Below are 17,263 nucleotides of genomic sequence, written 5' to 3'. Positions count from 1 at the left end.
TCCCGCCAGCTTTACGGGAGGAAAACCATGATTCCAGTCACTCGTTTGAACGGTTCGCCTCTGTGGCTTAACGCGCTGCAGATCGAGTTAGTTGAGGAAACGCCGGATACTTACGTCACACTGGTTAACGGCAAGCGTATGATCGTGCTGGAAAAGGCCGCCGACGTCGTCAAGCTGATGACCGAATATTATGCCACAATCGGCCTGCACAGTGCTTCGATCAAAGTGCAGAATACGGGGGAAGAAGAATAATGAAGAAACTTTTACCATGGATCATTACGATGTTCCTGGCGATCACGTTAATCGTAGTGGCGGTATTCCTAGTGTTGGGTAACAATAAGGATACGGCAAATGCAGCAGGGGAAAAAGAAGAAGTCAAGCAGGAAAAGCATCTTACTGCAAAAGAAATTGTAGCGGTTAGCTCCGACATCACAGGTATCAAAACAAACCTGTCGGACCCTTCCTTTATCGTGCAGATCGACTTCTCCGTTCAGCTTAGCGATGCCAAAGTCAAAGCTGAATTTGATGAAATCAAAGAAATTACTATCAAACCGATTATCTTGATGACGCTCGCTGATACAACGCCAGAAGCTTTAAGTACGGCAAAAGGAAAGACGCAACTCAATACAAAACTTAAAAACCTCATCAACAAAGCAATGCCGGAAGGCGAAGTCGTGAGCGTAAATATTACAAACTTTATCTTGGCAACCCTTTAATAGGCTTTGCTTTTAGCTTTACCGAGTGAGTTCAGGGCCGTACCTGCTGGGGCGGCCATGTCTATGGGAGGGGGGTGAAAGGTTTGGTTGATGTATTATCCCAGAACGAGATCGACGCATTATTAGCCGCGCTTTCTTCGGGCGAAATGGATGCGGAAGAACTCAAAAAAGAAGAAACGCAACGAAAGATCCGCTCCTATGACTTTAAAAGAGCCGTACGTTTTTCCAAGGACCATATTCGAAGTTTGACTCGGATTCATGAGAACTTTGCGCGAAATTTGACTACTTATTTTTCCGCTCAACTCCGCACTTTTGTTCAAATCAGCGTCGTGCAGGTTGAACAACTGCCTTACGACGAATTCATTCGCTCCATTCCGAAAATGACCGTTCTGAACATTTTCGAAGCGGAGCCACTGGAAGGACGAATGGTGCTGGAAGTCCATCCGAACATTGCGTATGCGATGGTGGATCGAATGTTGGGAGGCAGTGGAACCGCCCCTCTTAAGCCAGCAGCGCTCACCGAGATCGAAACGATCATTATGGAGCGTATCTTCAGTCGGGCATTGGAAAACCTGCAAGATGCATGGAAGACGGTTTATGACCTTTCGCCAAGAATGGAAGCGTTGGAAACCAATCCGCAGTTTATGCAGATTGTTTCGCCTAACGAAACCATCGCATTGATTTCGCTCAGCACAAAAATTGGGGATACAAGCGGCATGATCAACTTGTGTATCCCGCACGTTGTGATTGAGCCGATCATGTCGAAGCTGTCCGTACACCATTGGTTCGTTTCTCAAAAAAAGGCGCGCGCTCCGGAAGAACTCGAAGCCTTGCGTCAGCGCGTGACCCGCGCCGAGCTTCCGGTCATCGCGGAGCTTGGACAATCCCAACTGACGATTCGCGAATTCCTCAGTTTGGCTCCGGGAGACGTAATTACGCTGAATAAGGCTACGGAAGAAGGCCTTGCTATCCGTATCGGAGAAAGACTGAAATTTATTGGAAGTCCGGGCATGATCAAAGACCGGATTGCCGTGCAAATCGATGAGATCGTCGACGAAGGAGTTGAGGAATTTGACGAGTAAAGATTATTTGTCCCAGGAAGAGATCGATGCCTTGCTGAAACAGTCCGAATCGGACGATGGAGGATTATCGTCGGCAGGAGCCGAGGAAACCGTCGACGACTTTCTGACGCCTCTTGAGCAGGACGCACTGGGTGAAATTGGTAACATTACATTCGGTAGCGCAGCTACCGCGTTGTCGACGTTGCTTGGTCGCAAGGTTGATATCACGACACCGAAAGTTTCGATTATCACAAGAAGCCAATTCGAATCGGAGTTTCCGAAGCCTCATGTTGCGATTCATGTTAACTATGTCGATGGGTTCCAAGGAATTAATTCGCTTGTTATCAAGACAAGAGATGCCCAAATCATTGCCGACCTCATGCTTGGCGGGGAAGGGGATCCGCAGGATGAAGAGCTGAACGAAATCCATATCAGCGCCGTACAAGAAGCCATGAACCAAATGATGGGTTCTTCTGCGACGTCCATGTCTACGATTTTTAACCGCTTTGTCAACATATCGCCTCCGGCTATCGACATCCTGGATGTCAGCAGCGGAGACGGAGTCAGCAACCTTCCAGCCGAAGAGACCCTTATCAAAGTTTCGTTCCGTCTCCTGATCGGAGATTTGATTGATTCGACGCTCATGCAATTGATTACCGTTGATTTTGCAAAAAATATGGTGGATATGCTGCTCGGCGGAGGAATGACGGAAGAAGAGCCGCCAGCACCGCAACCGCAGGTTGCAGCGGCGCAGCCTCCTGTTCAAACACCTGCTCCAGAGCCGCAGGTTCAGCAACAGCCGCAGGTTCAGAACACGCCTTATCAGGACCCTTATGCAGCTTCTGCTGGGCAGCAGCAACAACAGCCGGGTATGCCGCCTTATGGCGCACCGATGCAGCAGCAACCGCCTTATCCGGGATACGGAGCTCCAGGCATGCAGCCTGACTACGGCATGCAGTATCCGGCTTATGGACAGATGCCGATGCAGCAGCAACCACCTCAGCCCAACCACTACGGGAATGCGGGACGCAACGTCAACGTACAGCCCGTACAGTTCGGCAACCTTCAGAACGGTGGTTACGGACAAGCGGACGAAAATAATTTAGGATTACTGATGGACATTCCCCTTAAAGTCACCGTAGAATTAGGAAGGACCCAAAAGCAGATTAAAGATATTCTCGAATTGTCGCAGGGGTCCATCGTCGAGCTCGACAAGCTTGCCGGCGAACCGGTGGACATTCTGGTGAACAATAAGCTGATCGCCAAGGGGGAAGTGGTCGTCATCGACGAAAACTTCGGCGTTCGCGTAACGGATATCGTTAGTCAGTGGGACCGAATTCAAAACTTACAATAACGTAATCGACAGGGAGGATTTTTAATCAATGGCAAACCGTATTCTTATCGTGGACGACGCAGCTTTCATGCGCATGATGATCAGAGATATCCTGACTAAAAATGGATTCGAGGTTGTGGGCGAAGCTCAAGACGGCTCGCAAGCTGTAGAAAAATTCAAGGAACTCAAACCGGACCTGATCACGATGGACATCACGATGCCGGAAATGGACGGAATCGCTGCACTGAAAGAAATCAAAAAGTTGGATGCGGCAGCTAAAGTTATTATGTGCTCGGCCATGGGCCAACAAGCGATGGTTATTGACGCGATTCAAGCGGGCGCAAAAGACTTTATCGTTAAACCGTTCCAATCCGACCGTGTTATCGAGGCGATCAACAAAACGCTTGGCGCGTAAGGAACACCGCCTATGCTGTTATTGAGCGAAGGCCAGCCGAACTTCTCGGCGGATACCGGCGTATATTCGTATCTGGTATGGGTAATCTTCGTCCTGATCGCGATCGTTGCCCTCATCGTTTTTTTGATCCGCTACTTGGGCAAAAAAAATCGGGGTTGGTTTGGCGGCCGCTCTGTCCGTACACTCGGCGGAGTCGGCCTCGGCCAAAACAAATCGTTGCAGATCGTCGAAATCGGCGGCAGTATTTATTTGATCGGCGTTGGTGAAAACATTTCGTTGATTGATAAAATTTCTGATGCCGAGGAAGTCGAGATGTTGATCGGGGCATTGGTGCAGGACTCTGCCGGCCCGAACATCGCTCTGCCCGCCTGGGCGGAGAAACTCACATCCAGATTCCGCAACGGATCGAATACTCCTTCCGAGACGGAGGAACTCGATTCATCTTCGTTCCAGCAATTGTTCGAGACCCGCTTGCGGGAAGCTTCGGACCGTCGACGCAAGGTCGACGATTTGCTGGAAAAAGAGGAATCTGTTGACCGATCGAGGGAACCATGAAAAAAAAATTAACGATTACTTTTGCCTTGTTGATTGCTGCTTTGTTCATTCAAGTTTTGCCGACCGCTCATGCGACCGGTACGGAAAACCCGATTCCGAATATCGATCTTCAGATAGGCGGAGATTCGGACGGAACACCGGCGACAAGTACCTTGTCGGTTCTGCTTATGATTACCGTCATCAGTATCGCTCCGGCGGTTTTGGTTCTGATGACCAGCTTTACACGTATTGTCATTGTGCTCAGTTTCGTCAGAACGTCGCTCGGTACGCAGCAAATGCCGCCGAATCAGGTGCTCGTGGGACTAGCACTTTTTTTAACGCTTTTTATCATGTCGCCTACGCTCTCTTCCATCAATGATACGGCGTTACAGCCTTACATACGAGGCGAGTTGACGCAGATGGAAGCGCTGGATCAGGCGTCGGTTCCGATGAAGGAATTCATGTTCAAACATACGCGTGAAAAAGACTTGCTCTTGTTCATGGATTATACGGGCGCGGAGAAACCGGAAAGCTTCCAGGATATCCCGCTTACCGTCATGGTACCTGCTTATGCCATAAGCGAAATGAAAACAGCATTCCAGATGGGCTTTATGATTTACATTCCGTTTCTCGTCATCGATATCGTTGTGTCCAGTACGCTTATGGCGATGGGGATGATGATGCTTCCGCCGACTGTCATTTCACTGCCGTTCAAGATTTTGCTGTTCGTGCTTGTGGATGGGTGGTATCTGGTCGTCAAATCGCTGCTTCTCAGTTTTGATTCGGGATGACGCAGTAGAGATCAGATAAACTCGGGAGGAGGAGTAACATGGATTCAAACTTCATTATCGGTCTTGCCGGTCAAGCCATATACGTGGTATTGAAAGCCAGTGCTCCAATGTTGATTCTGGCACTCGTCGTAGGTTTGATCGTCAGCGTATTTCAAGCGACGACGCAGATTCAGGAACAGACGCTGGCATTCGTGCCGAAAATCGTGGCGGTTATGTTTTCTGTTCTGATCTTCGGTCCATGGATTCTGAATACGCTCGTCGATTTTACGTACAATATTTTAAATAACCTGTATCTGTATATAGGGTAAGGCCGGTTTATGATGACAACGTTGATGCAGGCTTTTCCGGTTTTCTTATTGATGTTTTGTAGGATCACTTCATTTTTTGTCGTAGCGCCTCTGATTTCCTCGAGAAACGTACCGACTCGATTTAAAGTGGGTTTGGCAACGATTGTGGCACTCTTGGTTTATTTAAGCTACGGAGTGAACCAAACGGCGGCATTCGACGGCAGTTATGTGTTGCTGATCGTAAGAGAAATTTTGATCGGATTAATGCTTGGGTATGTGGCCAACCTGATTTTGGTCTCGATTCAGATCGCCGGAGCGATTTTGGATATCCAGATGGGTTTCGGCATGGCGACCGTATTCGATCCGACGAGCGGGATGGTCACGCCGCTTACGGGTCAATTCAAGTATATGATCGCGATGCTTCTTTTCTTGGCGATGAACGGACACCATCGGTTGTTGGACGCTATCGTCTACAGCTACAACTGGGTTCCGATCGATAACCGACTGTTTACGGAGATTTCTAACGGAAATTTGATGGAGTTTTTTCTGAAAGCTTTCGCGGCTGCTATGGTGATCGCTTTTCAAATGGCTGCTCCGATCGTCGTCGCTTTGTTTTTGACTGACGTAGGTTTAGGCTTTTTAGCAAAGACGGCTCCGCAGTTTAATATCTTTGTTATCGGCATTCCGATCAAAATTATAGTAGGGCTTATTCTACTTTTATTGTTAATGCCAAGTTTGACTTATATTTTCGATAATTTATTTTCACTAATGGCTGAGACCATGCAAGGGTTTTTGGGCACAGTTGGAGAGAGACCCGGATCGGGTGGATGATGACTGACAGCGAGAGGAGGCGGGAAGCTTGGAGCTTAGGCACAAACTCGACCTCCAGATGTTTGCAGGTGAAAAGACAGAGAAAGCAACGCCCAAAAAACGCGACGAAAGCCGGAAAAAGGGACAGGTTGCAAAGAGCCAAGAACTTCCGGGTTCGATCTTACTGTTAACTTGTATCGTAATGTTGATGATCTTCGGCGGTAACTTTCGCACATCGATCACGCATATGTTCACGGATGTTTTTAACAATCGAATGACGATGGAAATTACGGTCGATAATGTGATGAACATGATGATGCAATACATGCTGGAAATCTTGAAACTTCTGGCTCCCATTTTCATCGCCGTCATTCTCATCGTGATTCTCGCAAGCTTCGGTCAATACGGGCTGTTGTTCGTAACGGAAGGCTTGAAACCGAAGTTCAGCAAGCTTGATCCAATCAAAGGCGCCAAAAACCTGTTCTCGCTTCGTTCGATCGTGGAACTGCTTAAATCTCTCTTGAAAATGTCAGTAATCGGCTTTCTGGTTTTTACGACTCTTCAGGGGCAAATGGGCGTTATCTCGATTCTGCACTCGATGTCTCTGGAAGATATTCTCGGTTTCGCCGCTTCCACGACAATGTCTCTGGGAATAAAAATCGGTGCAGCTTTGATTATTCTAGCGGTGTTCGATTTTATGTACCAGAAATTCGAATTCGAGAAAAGCATCCGGATGTCCAAGCAAGATATCAAAGACGAGTACAAGAAAGCGGAAGGCGATCCGATGATCAAAGGCAAAATCCGCGAACGGCAGCGTCGTATGGCAATGCAGCGGATGATGCAGGACGTTCCGACCGCCGATGTCATCATTACCAACCCGACGCATTATGCGGTAGCGCTCAAATACGACGGCGATCAAATGCAGGCTCCGGAAGTCGTGGCAAAAGGGCAGGATTTCGTGGCACTTCGCATTCGGGAGATCGCAAAAGACAATGGCGTCTTGATTATGGAAAATAAGCCGCTGGCACGCGCTCTATTCGCTCAGGCCGAGATCGGGGATACCGTTCCCGCAGATCTGTTCCAAGCGGTGGCCGAAGTGCTGGCTTATGTATATAAACTAAAAGGTAAAGTGAAGTAATCGAGCCCGGAGGGAGAAAATGATGAAGAAAACGGACATAGTGATTCTTGCCGGTGTGCTTGGAATCGTTCTGATGATGATTCTGCCAATTCCCACCTGGCTGCTCGATATTTTAATCGTCATCAATATTGCCGTTGCCATGTTGATCATGCTGCTCGCCATGAGCACCAAAGAAGCGTTACAGTTCTCGATTTTCCCGGCTTTGCTGCTGATCACCACGCTTTTCCGGTTGTCGCTTAATATTTCGACGACCAAATTGATTCTGGGCCAGGCAGATGCGGGTTCCGTTGTTGCGACCTTCGGCGAATTCGTCGCGGGCGGAGAGATTGCAATCGGATTTATCGTGTTCCTGATTCTGGTTGCTGTCCAGTTTATCGTTATTGTCAAAGGTTCTGAACGCGTAGCCGAAGTAGGAGCGCGCTTTACGCTCGACGCGATGCCCGGCAAGCAGATGAGCATTGACGCCGATCTGAACGCCGGCCTGATTAATGAGCAACAGGCGCGGGAAAGACGTTCTAAAATCGAGCGCGAAGCGGACTTCTACGGTGCAATGGACGGTGCAAGTAAATTCGTTAAAGGGGATGCGATTGCGAGTATCATCTTGCTGATCATCAACTTGGTCGGCGGTTTTATTATCGGGATGACCATTCACGGCATGGCTTTCGCAGACGCATTGTCGACGTATTCGATTTTGACGATCGGCGACGGATTGGTCAGCCAGATCCCGGCGCTGCTCATTTCTACAGCTTCCGGTCTGATCGTGACGCGTGCGACTTCGGAAGGCAACTTGGCCGATGATGTCGTCGGTCAGCTCTTCTCTTATCCGAAACTGCTTTATATCGTAGCTGCGGCTATCGCGTTGCTCGGCATTTTGACTCCGATTCACTGGTTCTCCACATTGCCTCTTTCGGGTCTATTGTTTTTCGCGGCAAGGCGGATGCAGAGCAACCTGAATCAAAAGCAAGTCGCGGAAGAATTACAGGAAGAAGAGCAACAGATCGAAGAAGTTCGAAGCCCGGAGAGTGTAGTCAGTCTTTTGCAGATCGATCCGATCGAATTCGAATTCGGTTATGGTTTGATCCCACTCGCGGATATGCAGCAGGGCGGAGACTTGCTGGATCGGATCATTATGATTCGGCGTCAATGTGCCCTTGAGCTGGGGCTTGTCGTTCCGGTTATCCGGATTCGCGACAATATCCAACTGAGGCCGAATGAATACGTCATTAAGATCAAAGGAAATATCGTCGGGCGGGGCGAGTTGCTGCTCAACCATTACCTGGCAATGAGCCCAGGGTTCGACGATGAAAGCATCAGCGGGATCGAGACGATGGAGCCTGCTTTCGGACTCCCGGCTCTCTGGATAGATGAAGCGACCAAGGAACGGGCGGAGTTATCCGGTTATACCGTTGTTGATCCACCATCTGTGGTCGCGACTCATCTGACGGAACTCGTGAAGCGTCACGCGCACGAACTGCTTGGCCGTCAAGAAACAAGGGCTCTGATCGACAATCTCAAAGAAAGCTATCCGGTATTGGTGGACGAGCTTATTCCATCCCTATTGGGAATCGGCGATGTTCAGAAGGTGCTCATCAAGCTGCTTAAAGAAAAAATCTCGATTCGCGACATGGTTACAATCTTCGAGACATTGGCAGACTACGGTACGTACACCAAGGACCCGGACATCTTGACGGAATATGTGCGTCAAGCCTTGTCCCGTCAAATTACGCAGCAGTTTACCCAGCAAGGGGAAACGATGCGCGTGATTACGGTCGGACCGAATCTCGAGAAGAAGATAGCGGAAAGCGTACAGCAGAGCGAACAGGGAAGCTATCTGGCGCTTGATCCGGTATCTACCCAAACGGTGTATCAGAAGTTGACCGAGCAAGTTAACCGTGCCGTTCAGTCCGGTCAACAGCCGATCCTGCTTGCTTCGCCGACAATCCGCATGTACATGCGCCAAATTATCGAGCGTACAATGCAGGACATTCCGGTGCTTTCCTATAGCGAGCTTGAACCGAGTGTCGAAATTCAAAGTGTCGGAGTGGTGAACTTATGATCGTAAAGCGTTATGTAGTCGAGACCATGATCGAAGCCATGCAAAAAATTCGAACGGATCTCGGATCGGACGCCGTCATTCTGAGCACCAAGGAAACGAAAGTCGGCGGAGTATTCGGCCTGTTCGGTAAAAAAAGATTGGAAGTTGTGGCTGCGCTTGAAAGTGATAAAAAAGAAACGGAGCCTGCTCGGCCAAAAGCCGCAGCGGCTCCGCTCCCCGTTCCGGCAGCTATTCCGCGAAGCGTGGGCGCCGGGGCTTATCGGAAAGCCAGCAATGTAGCAAATCCGCAAAAACCAGAGGCTGAATCTGTCGAATCTTCTCCTTTGAATGGGAAAAATGTCGCAGTTTCTTCTTTTAATCAGGGTCTTGAGGACCTACGTATAAAACCTGAGGCCCAATCTTCCGATAATTTGTCTAGTGGGAGCGTTTTGGCGGCGGTTCCATCCAAGACTCCAATGATTCAAGAAGAGCCTGATTTGACATTGCAAGCCGAGCAGCAGCGCCAGTTGGAGCGAAGCATCCGCGAGTTCCAACAAGATGGCATACCGGCACGGGAAGATCGGCTTTATGAAGAATTGCATCAGATGCGCCTAATAATCGACAAGCTTTCGCGCAATCATGATGAATCCGATCCAATGCCGGAAAATCTCGACAAACTGCTTGTGCAGCTTAGAGAGCAACATGTGGATGAAGCCTTGATCCAGGATTGGTTGGAGCGGATACGCGCCAAGGAAGGTCCCGCCTTTTCAAATTCTTCAGCCGAGGAGTTTCGGCAGGAGATTCGTGCCTTCACCGAGAATCGTGAAGGAGGGGGAATTGGCGACGATACTCGCATTGTCTACATTGCCGGTCCTACCGGTGTCGGAAAAACGACGACGATTGCGAAATTGGCTGCAGAGCAGATGTTCAAGAAAAAGCGGAAAGTTGGCTTTATTACATCGGATACCTACCGAATCTCCGCCATTGAACAGCTTCGAACTTATGCGTCCATTCTCAATGTTCCTCTTGAAGTGGTGCAATCGCCGGGAGATTTGCAGAGAGCTTTTCAGAAGCTTGAAAGTTGCGATCTCATTCTCATGGATACGGCAGGACGTAATTATCGAAACGAGATGCTGGTATCCGAGCTCCAAGCGCTGATCGCTCCCGCCGAGTACAGCGAGACTTATCTCGTGCTCAGCCTCACGTCCAAATACAAGGACATGGCAGAAATCACGGATAACTTCAACCAGTACAAGCTCGACAAAGTGATCTTTACCAAAGCCGACGAGACGGGCAGCTTTGGCAGTATTTTTAGCTTGCTCTATCGCTACCCGCTCAAGTATTCTTACATCACGAACGGACAAAACGTGCCTGACGATCTGCTGCTTCCTAGCGGAAACTTGCTCGTTGACGTCCTGCTGGGAGAACAAACGATATGAGTGATCAGGCCGCGGCGCTCAGAGAACTGATTTCTTCGCTCGGAACAGACCCTTCGAGGCAACGCGACTCCTCCGGCACGCAGGAAAAGACGGCACACATCATTGCGGTCACCAGCGGAAAAGGAGGTGTCGGAAAGTCGAACTTCACCTTAAACTTTGCCTTGGAATTACAGAAATTGGGGCGGAAGGTGTTGGTGTTCGATGCCGACATCGGAATGGCCAATATTGACGTGTTGATGGGTGTCCGTTCCCAGTACAATCTGTTTCATCTGTTGAATCGTGAAAAGAGTATGAGCGAGATTATTCAATCCGGTCCGAATTCGCTTCCTTTTATTGCAGGCGGTTCAGGTTTGACTGAACTATTTTCGCTTTCGGAAGAAGACTTGCTCTATTTTACCCGGCAGATCGAAGAAATCGCACACGACATGGATTACATCCTGTTTGATACCGGTGCGGGGTTGTCCAAGGAAACGATTCGTTTCATCACGGCTGCCGACGAATGCATTGTAGTTACGACGCCCGAGCCGACTGCTATTACCGACGCTTACGCATTGGTCAAGGTCGTTCATGATTTGGAACATGCAGCATTGTTTCGATTAGTCGTGAATCGTGCCGTAGATCGCCGCGAGGCCCAGCAGACAGCCGACAAGATACGGCTTGTTGCGGAAAAGTTCCTTCATTTGGACATTCCCGTGCTCGGCCATGTCAGCGATGACCCGCATGTGAGCCAGGCGGTTAAGAAACAGACGCCTTTTTCTATCCGGTTTCCAAACAGTCAGGCTTCGAAAGACATCCAAGAGCTGGCATCTCGTTACGCACAACAATCCTTGCAGGTTCGAGCCGATTCGCCGAAAGGATTCAAAAGCTTTGTACGCAAACTATTAAAACGGTGAAACTGATTATGGAGCAGGACAGGAGTTGAGGATATGACACCCTATCGCGTGCTTGTGGTAGACGACTCCGCCTTCATGCGGAAGATCGTATCTGACCTGATTGAACGGGACGTATCATTTTCGGTCGTGGATACAGCCAAAAATGGGCGTGAAGCCGTCGAGAAAGTTAGAAAAATCAAACCGGACATTGTAACAATGGACGTAGAAATGCCTGAGATGAACGGACTGGAATCGCTTCAGCATATTATGAACGAATACCCGCTGCCCGTTATCATGTTGTCGGGGATTAATGAAGAAGGAATGCGAGAGACCATCATGGCGCTGGAAGCAGGAGCGTTCGACTTTATTCGCAAACCTTCGGTATCCAATTCGCAGGACATTGAAGGCGTTGGAGAGGCGCTGCTTCGACAACTTCATGCGGCTGTGCACGATTCGGCCTGGCGCAAGGACAAGCCGTCTCCGATCGTTGTTGCTCAGGCAGTCGTCGAAGCTCCGATTACGCCTGAACAGCAGCATGAAGAGGTGGGGGAGGCTCCTGCTCGGCGGCAGGAAGAACGAGGTTTTGAAATACCGAGGCCAAAGGCCGAGTCTTCAGTTCCGGAAAATCGTCCCCGCAAGGATGCTTCTTCTGGAGAGACATCGGCTCCTGTACAGCGGAATGCGGTTTCCGCATCCAAGCCAAAGCCTTCGGTCGCGCCGCCGGCGTCTGTACCGCCATCGTCCAGCCGACCCACTATTGCACGCGAAGATAAGAAGGAAGACAAAAAAATTGCGGCAACGCGAACGCCTGCTCCAGTGGATAAGCCACAGACACGCGTCGAATCTGTGACTCCTGCACCAAAGCCTGCGGCCTCTGCACCAAAAAGCCAAGTGCCGGAGCGCAAGGTTCCTGAACGTCAAATTGTTCCTCCAGTTTCTGGAACCCGGGCCTCCGGTGGTGATCATATCGACCAGATCGTAGCGGTCGGATGTTCAACGGGCGGCCCGCGGGCACTTAAAGAATTGCTTGAAAACATTCCGGCTTCATTCCCCGCTCCGATCGTGATCGTGCAGCATATGCCGCCAAAGTTCACGCATTCGCTGGCGCAGCGTTTAAATACGCTAAGTCCGCTCGAAGTGGTTGAAGCCCAGCATGGCATGGCTCTTCGCAAAGGAACGGCTTACATTGCACCAGGCGGTCAACATTTGATCGTCAAGCGTTCCGGAAGCGGCCAGTATGCAATCGAGTTGTCTGATGCTCCGCCGCAAAATGGTCATAAGCCGTCCGTCGGTGCCATGTTCGATTCATTGTTACCGATGAACGAAATCCGTCGCCATGCCGTGATTATGACGGGTATGGGAAGTGATGGGGCAAAAGAAATGAAGAAGCTTTACGACTCGGGCGTTTCCACCACGATTGCAGAAAGCGAAGAGACCTGCGTAGTTTACGGCATGCCTCGCTCGGCCGCCGAATTAAACTGTGTTATGCACCTGCTTCCTCTGCCGCAAATTGCAACGAAATTAAACCAGGTCGTCAAATCTTAACTGCACTTTAATGGAGGAGGTGTCTCGCAATGGACATGAACCAGTATTTATCCATGTTTATTGATGAGTCGAATGATCATCTGCAATCGTTGAACGAAAAAATGCTGGAATTGGAAGGAAGCCCGGAAGACATCAGTATCGTACAAGTCATTTTCCGCTCGGCGCATACGCTGAAAGGCATGGCTGCTACGATGGGCTTCGAAGATTTGGCTGCTTTGACTCATCAGATGGAGAATGTTCTCGATTTAGTTCGTAATGACAAGCTGAAAATGCAAAACTTTATTTTTGATACCTTGTTCAAGAGCTTGGATGCGCTTGAAGCCATGGTACAGGATATTACGCAGGGCGGCGAAGGTAAAGCCGACGTATCCTCGATTGTGACATCGCTGCAAGCTATTGTGCGCGGCGAAGTTCCGAACGAAGACGGAGCATCCGGTAATGCCGGTTCAAACGCGCCGGCGGCATCCACGGAAGCTGCCATTTCCAAAGAGCAGATTCAACTTGATGAATTCCAACATTCGATTCTCGAACAGTCGCTGGCAGCAGGACATCGCGTGCTCTATATCGAAGTTTCTATTCGGGAAGATTGCCAACTGAAAGCAGCGCGCGCCTACATGGTCTTCGACTTGTTGGAGCGCAGCGGGGAAGTCGTCAAATCGCATCCGACCGTACAGGAAATCGAGCAGGAGAAATTTGATCGCAGCTTCTCCCTCTATTTCATTACCGAGAAGGATCCGGAAGAACTGCGTACCATGATCCTGAACCTGTCCGAAATCGAAGATGCAAAGCTGGTTTCTATCGATTCCGATACCCTTGCTCAACTGGCTGAAAAGCTTGAGAAGGAAGAAGAGGAAGCTCCTGCTGCTCCTGTTGTCGTTGAAGCGCCGCCGACGATAGAACCCGTGGCGGAAAAAGCAGCCGCTGACGATAAGCAACCTGCCGCCAAGAAAGTTGTGGCTGCGCCTTCCCGCACGATTCGCGTGGATATCGAACGTCTGGACGTACTGATGAATCTGTTCAGCGAACTGCTGATTGACCGTGTTCGTCTGGAGCAATTGGCGACGGAAATCAAAAGCCAGGAATTGACGGAATCCGTCGAGCATATGGGTCGCGTAAGCAGCGACCTGCAAAACATTGTCATGAAACTCCGGATGGTCGCCATCGATACCGTCTTCAACCGCTTCCCGCGGATGGTACGGGATCTTGCGAAGTCACTTGGCAAAAAACTGGATCTGGTAATCACGGGTGCCGAGACTGAACTCGATCGTACCGTTATCGATGAAATCGGTGATCCGCTGGTCCACTTGTTGCGCAACTCCGTTGACCACGGCATTGAATCGATCGCAGAGCGTGTTGCAGCAGGCAAGCCGGAGACAGGTACGGTCAACTTGCGTGCCTTCCACAGCGGCAACCACGTGTTTATCGAAATCCAAGACGACGGTAAAGGCATCGACCGAAACAAAGTTCTGGCTTCGGCGCTCAAAAAAGGCGTCGTAACCGAAGACGAGTCCAGATCGATGACCGACGAACAAGTCTATCAATTGCTGTTCGCTCCGGGATTCAGCACGGCCGAAGTCATTTCGGACATTTCGGGCCGAGGCGTGGGCCTCGACGTGGTCAAGTCCAAAATCGCTACGCTCGGCGGTCATGTCGCTGTCACGTCGACGCTGGGCGAGGGTACGCTGTTCTCTGTTCAACTGCCGCTGACTCTGTCCATTATTTCCGCCATGATGATTCGCCTTGGCTCCGAAAAATATGCGATTCCGTTGTCCTCGATCGTCGAGACCGGCATTATTCGCAAGGAGCAGGTTCGCAATGTACACGGAAGCAAGCTGATTCCTTATCGCGATGCGCATATCCCGTTGATGTCGCTAAGCAAATTCTTCGATGCTACGGACTACAGCGAAGAGGATGAAGAGGAAACGGAAATCGTCGTGATCCGCAAAGGAGATCGACTGGCTGCATTGGCTATTGATTCGTTTATCGGGCAAAACGAAATCGTCATCAAGAACCTGGGTAAATATCTGCCGCAGGTTCAGGGGATTTCCGGCGCGACGATACTCGGGGACGGTCAAGTCGCTCTGATTCTCGATCCAAATGCGCTCATCAAATAATTGAAGCGAAATGCTTCGGTTTTAGACGATTCACCGCTTGGTATTCGGAGGAAAAAGTAAGCTGCATGCCAAGCGGAGCATTCTATGCGCTTAAGGGGCCAAGGCTCAATAAAGGGGGATTTTTTTGTGGCAGAACAAATTAAGGTAATTGTGTTTGCATTGGGTAATGAAGAGTACGGTATCGACGTTGATAAAGTGCGTACGATTGAACGCATGATGCCGATCACCCGCGTGCCGAAAACCTACTCGTTCATCAAAGGAGTTATCAACCTGAGAGGCGTGGTCATTCCGGTTATCGACCTGAGAGGACGCTTTAATCTCGAAGAATCGGAATACACCGATCAGACTCGAATCATCATCGTTGCGGTCGGGGACATGGAAGTCGGCTTTATCGTCGACGCCGCGAACGATGTGGTTGATTTGGATCGGGATAACATCGATTCGCCGCCCGAAGTCGTCGGAGGAGTCAAAGCCAAGTATCTGGACGGCGTAGCCAAGGTTGGCGAAGATCGTTTGTTGATCATGTTGAATCTGGCAGAAGTGCTGAATCGGGGCGAAGTGGCTCACCTCGAGCAGCTGGAGGACTAGGTTATGGAAATCTTTTCGAAGCTGGAAGGATTTAAACTTGACGTATTGAAGGAAGTTGGCAATATCGGTGCGGGTCACGCTGCCACGGCGTTATCGCAACTTCTGAATAAACCGATCGATATGGCCGTTCCTAAAGTACAGATTCTTCCCTTCGAAGATATTGCGGAGAAGGTAGGCGGCGCGGAAAAAATCGTATTGACGGTTTTCTTCCGCGTTGAAGGAGATGCGCCGGGCAATCTGTTCTATATCATGGGACCCGAAGCCGGCAAGTCGTTGCTTCAGCGTTTGGGGGCCTTTGAACCGACAGAAGGACTTGAGCTGACGGAGATGGAACAGTCGGCACTCGGCGAAATCGGCAACATTTTGGCAGGCTCCTATTTGTCCTCACTGGCTGATTTCACTAATCTGGCCATGTCGCCTACCGTGCCCGCACTTGCATTGGATATGGCGGGCGCAATCCTGAGTTATGGTATGATTCAGTTTGGGGAGATGGGCGACGCCGCATTGTTGATCGACACGACGTTTGTACAAGGCAACGATGAGGTTGAGGGACAGTTTTTCCTCATTCCGGATCCGGAATCGTTTGATAAAATCTTTACGGCGCTCGGAGTTCCGCTTGACAATGACTGACGAAAAAAATCTGGTCAAAGTTGGCATGGCCGATCTGAACGTAGTCGGGAATTCCGGAATTCTTCGCACCACGGGACTCGGTTCTTGCGTCGGTTTGACGCTGTACGATCCGCAGATCAAAGTAGCCGGTATGGCTCACGTCATGCTTCCCTCATCGGATATTGCGCGTGAAAGCCAGATTAATGTAGCGAAATATGCAGACACTGCCCTTCCTGTACTGGTGGATAAATTGGTCGATCTTGGGGCTTCCAAGCGGAGACTGGTTGCCAAGATGGCAGGCGGTGCGCAGATGTTCGCTTTTGCAGGGAGTGGAGATACGATGCGTATAGGGCCCCGAAACGTCGAATCTTGCAAAGAAATGCTGAAGAAGCTGGGGATTTCCTTGTACAGTGAGGATACGGGGGCTAATTATGGCCGAACGATCGAAATCAGTTCGGAAACCGGAATTTTAACTATACGCAGCGTTCAAAAAGGGGTAAAGGAATTGTAGCGATGAAGGGAACCATACGAGTCAATCTGATATTCGCTTTGATCGGATTTGTTATTACGTTTTTATTTGCGGTCCGAACCAACCTTCCCGTAACAAGTCTGATTCGGGGAGGAATCGGAGCGGCAGTCTGGTTTCTCTTGGCGTTTCTTTTTCGCGTCGTGCTTGGCGCGCTTGAACCGCTGCCCAAAGATAAGGAAGGCAGCGGCTCTTCGGAGCCGGGGGCTGCTTTGGACGACGACGTTCGAGGGGCTAGATTAGATCTGGTCACGCCGGATGAAAGCGACCAGCTGAATGATTTACTGAAGCCGGATGCGGATAAGGCTCGGGTAACCGAAGAGCGAACGGGCCAGATGGATGACTTTCAGCCGCTTAATCCGCCAAAGTTGGTATCAACGAAAGAAAAAGATCCCGAAGAACTGGCGAAAGCCGTACGTCATCTTACAGAGGATGAAGGAGGGAGATAGC

At 50.0% G+C, this 17,263-nt stretch carries 19 protein-coding genes; all 19 read left to right on the top strand.

The window, feature by feature from the left end:
* The first annotated feature begins 27 nt into the window (after window positions 1-27).
* The 19 genes from SACSAC_RS00455 to SACSAC_RS00365 all read left to right on the top strand — a co-directional run bounded on the left by SACSAC_RS00455 (window position 28) and on the right by SACSAC_RS00365 (window position 17,262).
* The gene (locus SACSAC_RS00455; protein ID WP_037282365.1) at window positions 28-252 is read left to right on the top strand and encodes a flagellar FlbD family protein; all 225 of its coding nucleotides are present in this window, start codon (window positions 28-30) and stop codon (window positions 250-252) included.
* Complete coding sequence (locus SACSAC_RS00450; protein ID WP_037282361.1) at window positions 252-716, top strand: flagellar basal body-associated FliL family protein; 465 nt, start codon at window positions 252-254, stop codon at window positions 714-716. Before SACSAC_RS00455 ends, SACSAC_RS00450 begins: the two co-directional genes overlap by 1 nt.
* Before the next feature lie 83 nt (window positions 717-799).
* Window positions 800-1,798: a flagellar motor switch protein FliM gene (gene fliM, locus SACSAC_RS00445; RefSeq protein ID WP_037282359.1), complete on the top strand. Its 999-nt coding sequence runs from the start codon at window positions 800-802 to the stop codon at window positions 1,796-1,798.
* Window positions 1,788-3,131, top strand: coding sequence for a flagellar motor switch phosphatase FliY (gene fliY / locus SACSAC_RS00440; RefSeq protein ID WP_037282357.1), 1,344 nt, complete (start codon window positions 1,788-1,790; stop codon window positions 3,129-3,131). The genes fliM and fliY overlap by 11 nt, the downstream gene beginning before the upstream one ends.
* 28 nt (window positions 3,132-3,159) lie before the next feature.
* Window positions 3,160-3,525: a response regulator gene (locus SACSAC_RS00435; RefSeq protein ID WP_037282355.1), complete on the top strand. Its 366-nt coding sequence runs from the start codon at window positions 3,160-3,162 to the stop codon at window positions 3,523-3,525.
* A gap of 12 nt (window positions 3,526-3,537) precedes the next feature.
* Window positions 3,538-4,080 carry a flagellar biosynthetic protein FliO gene (locus SACSAC_RS00430; RefSeq protein WP_037282353.1) on the top strand — a complete coding sequence of 181 codons (543 nt, stop codon included), beginning with the start codon at window positions 3,538-3,540 and terminating at the stop codon, window positions 4,078-4,080.
* Window positions 4,077-4,850, top strand: coding sequence for a flagellar type III secretion system pore protein FliP (gene fliP / locus SACSAC_RS00425; protein ID WP_037282351.1), 774 nt, complete (start codon window positions 4,077-4,079; stop codon window positions 4,848-4,850). The genes SACSAC_RS00430 and fliP overlap by 4 nt, the downstream gene beginning before the upstream one ends.
* A 38-nt stretch (window positions 4,851-4,888) precedes the next feature.
* Window positions 4,889-5,158 carry a flagellar biosynthesis protein FliQ gene (gene fliQ / locus SACSAC_RS00420; protein WP_037282349.1) on the top strand — a complete coding sequence of 90 codons (270 nt, stop codon included), beginning with the start codon at window positions 4,889-4,891 and terminating at the stop codon, window positions 5,156-5,158.
* A gap of 12 nt (window positions 5,159-5,170) precedes the next feature.
* The gene (gene fliR / locus SACSAC_RS00415) at window positions 5,171-5,968 is read left to right on the top strand and encodes a flagellar biosynthetic protein FliR (protein WP_037291666.1); all 798 of its coding nucleotides are present in this window, start codon (window positions 5,171-5,173) and stop codon (window positions 5,966-5,968) included.
* A gap of 58 nt (window positions 5,969-6,026) precedes the next feature.
* Window positions 6,027-7,085: a flagellar biosynthesis protein FlhB gene (gene flhB, locus SACSAC_RS00410; protein ID WP_051507436.1), complete on the top strand. Its 1,059-nt coding sequence runs from the start codon at window positions 6,027-6,029 to the stop codon at window positions 7,083-7,085.
* 22 nt (window positions 7,086-7,107) lie between these two features.
* Window positions 7,108-9,141: a flagellar biosynthesis protein FlhA gene (flhA, locus tag SACSAC_RS00405; protein WP_037282344.1), complete on the top strand. Its 2,034-nt coding sequence runs from the start codon at window positions 7,108-7,110 to the stop codon at window positions 9,139-9,141.
* 26 nt (window positions 9,142-9,167) lie between these two features.
* Entirely contained in the window at window positions 9,168-10,559 is a 1,392-nt protein-coding gene (flhF, locus tag SACSAC_RS00400; protein ID WP_342666436.1) for a flagellar biosynthesis GTPase FlhF, read from the top strand.
* Window positions 10,556-11,452 carry a MinD/ParA family protein gene (locus tag SACSAC_RS00395; protein WP_037282337.1) on the top strand — a complete coding sequence of 299 codons (897 nt, stop codon included), beginning with the start codon at window positions 10,556-10,558 and terminating at the stop codon, window positions 11,450-11,452. The genes flhF and SACSAC_RS00395 overlap by 4 nt, the downstream gene beginning before the upstream one ends.
* Window positions 11,453-11,485: 33 nt before the next feature.
* Window positions 11,486-12,976, top strand: coding sequence for a chemotaxis protein CheB (locus SACSAC_RS00390; RefSeq protein WP_037282334.1), 1,491 nt, complete (start codon window positions 11,486-11,488; stop codon window positions 12,974-12,976).
* 29 nt (window positions 12,977-13,005) lie between these two features.
* A complete protein-coding gene (locus SACSAC_RS00385; protein ID WP_037282332.1) occupies window positions 13,006-15,090 on the top strand; it encodes a chemotaxis protein CheA in 2,085 nt (694 codons plus the stop codon).
* Window positions 15,091-15,216: 126 nt separating this feature from the next.
* Window positions 15,217-15,678 carry a chemotaxis protein CheW gene (locus SACSAC_RS00380; protein ID WP_037282331.1) on the top strand — a complete coding sequence of 154 codons (462 nt, stop codon included), beginning with the start codon at window positions 15,217-15,219 and terminating at the stop codon, window positions 15,676-15,678.
* A gap of 3 nt (window positions 15,679-15,681) precedes the next feature.
* On the top strand, window positions 15,682-16,308 hold the full coding sequence (locus tag SACSAC_RS00375; protein WP_037282329.1) for a chemotaxis protein CheC: 627 nt from the start codon (window positions 15,682-15,684) through the stop codon (window positions 16,306-16,308).
* Entirely contained in the window at window positions 16,301-16,798 is a 498-nt protein-coding gene (locus SACSAC_RS00370) for a chemotaxis protein CheD (RefSeq protein ID WP_037282326.1), read from the top strand. Before SACSAC_RS00375 ends, SACSAC_RS00370 begins: the two co-directional genes overlap by 8 nt.
* Window positions 16,799-16,800: 2 nt before the next feature.
* Window positions 16,801-17,262, top strand: a complete 462-nt coding sequence (locus tag SACSAC_RS00365) for a hypothetical protein (protein WP_037282324.1) — start codon at window positions 16,801-16,803, stop codon at window positions 17,260-17,262.
* The last annotated feature ends 1 nt before the right edge of the window (window position 17,263 follow it).

Source organism: Saccharibacillus sacchari DSM 19268 (genome assembly GCF_000585395.1).
Classification (GTDB): Bacteria; Bacillota; Bacilli; order Paenibacillales; family Paenibacillaceae; genus Saccharibacillus; species Saccharibacillus sacchari.
This window is presented reverse-complemented; position numbering and strand designations above follow the sequence as displayed.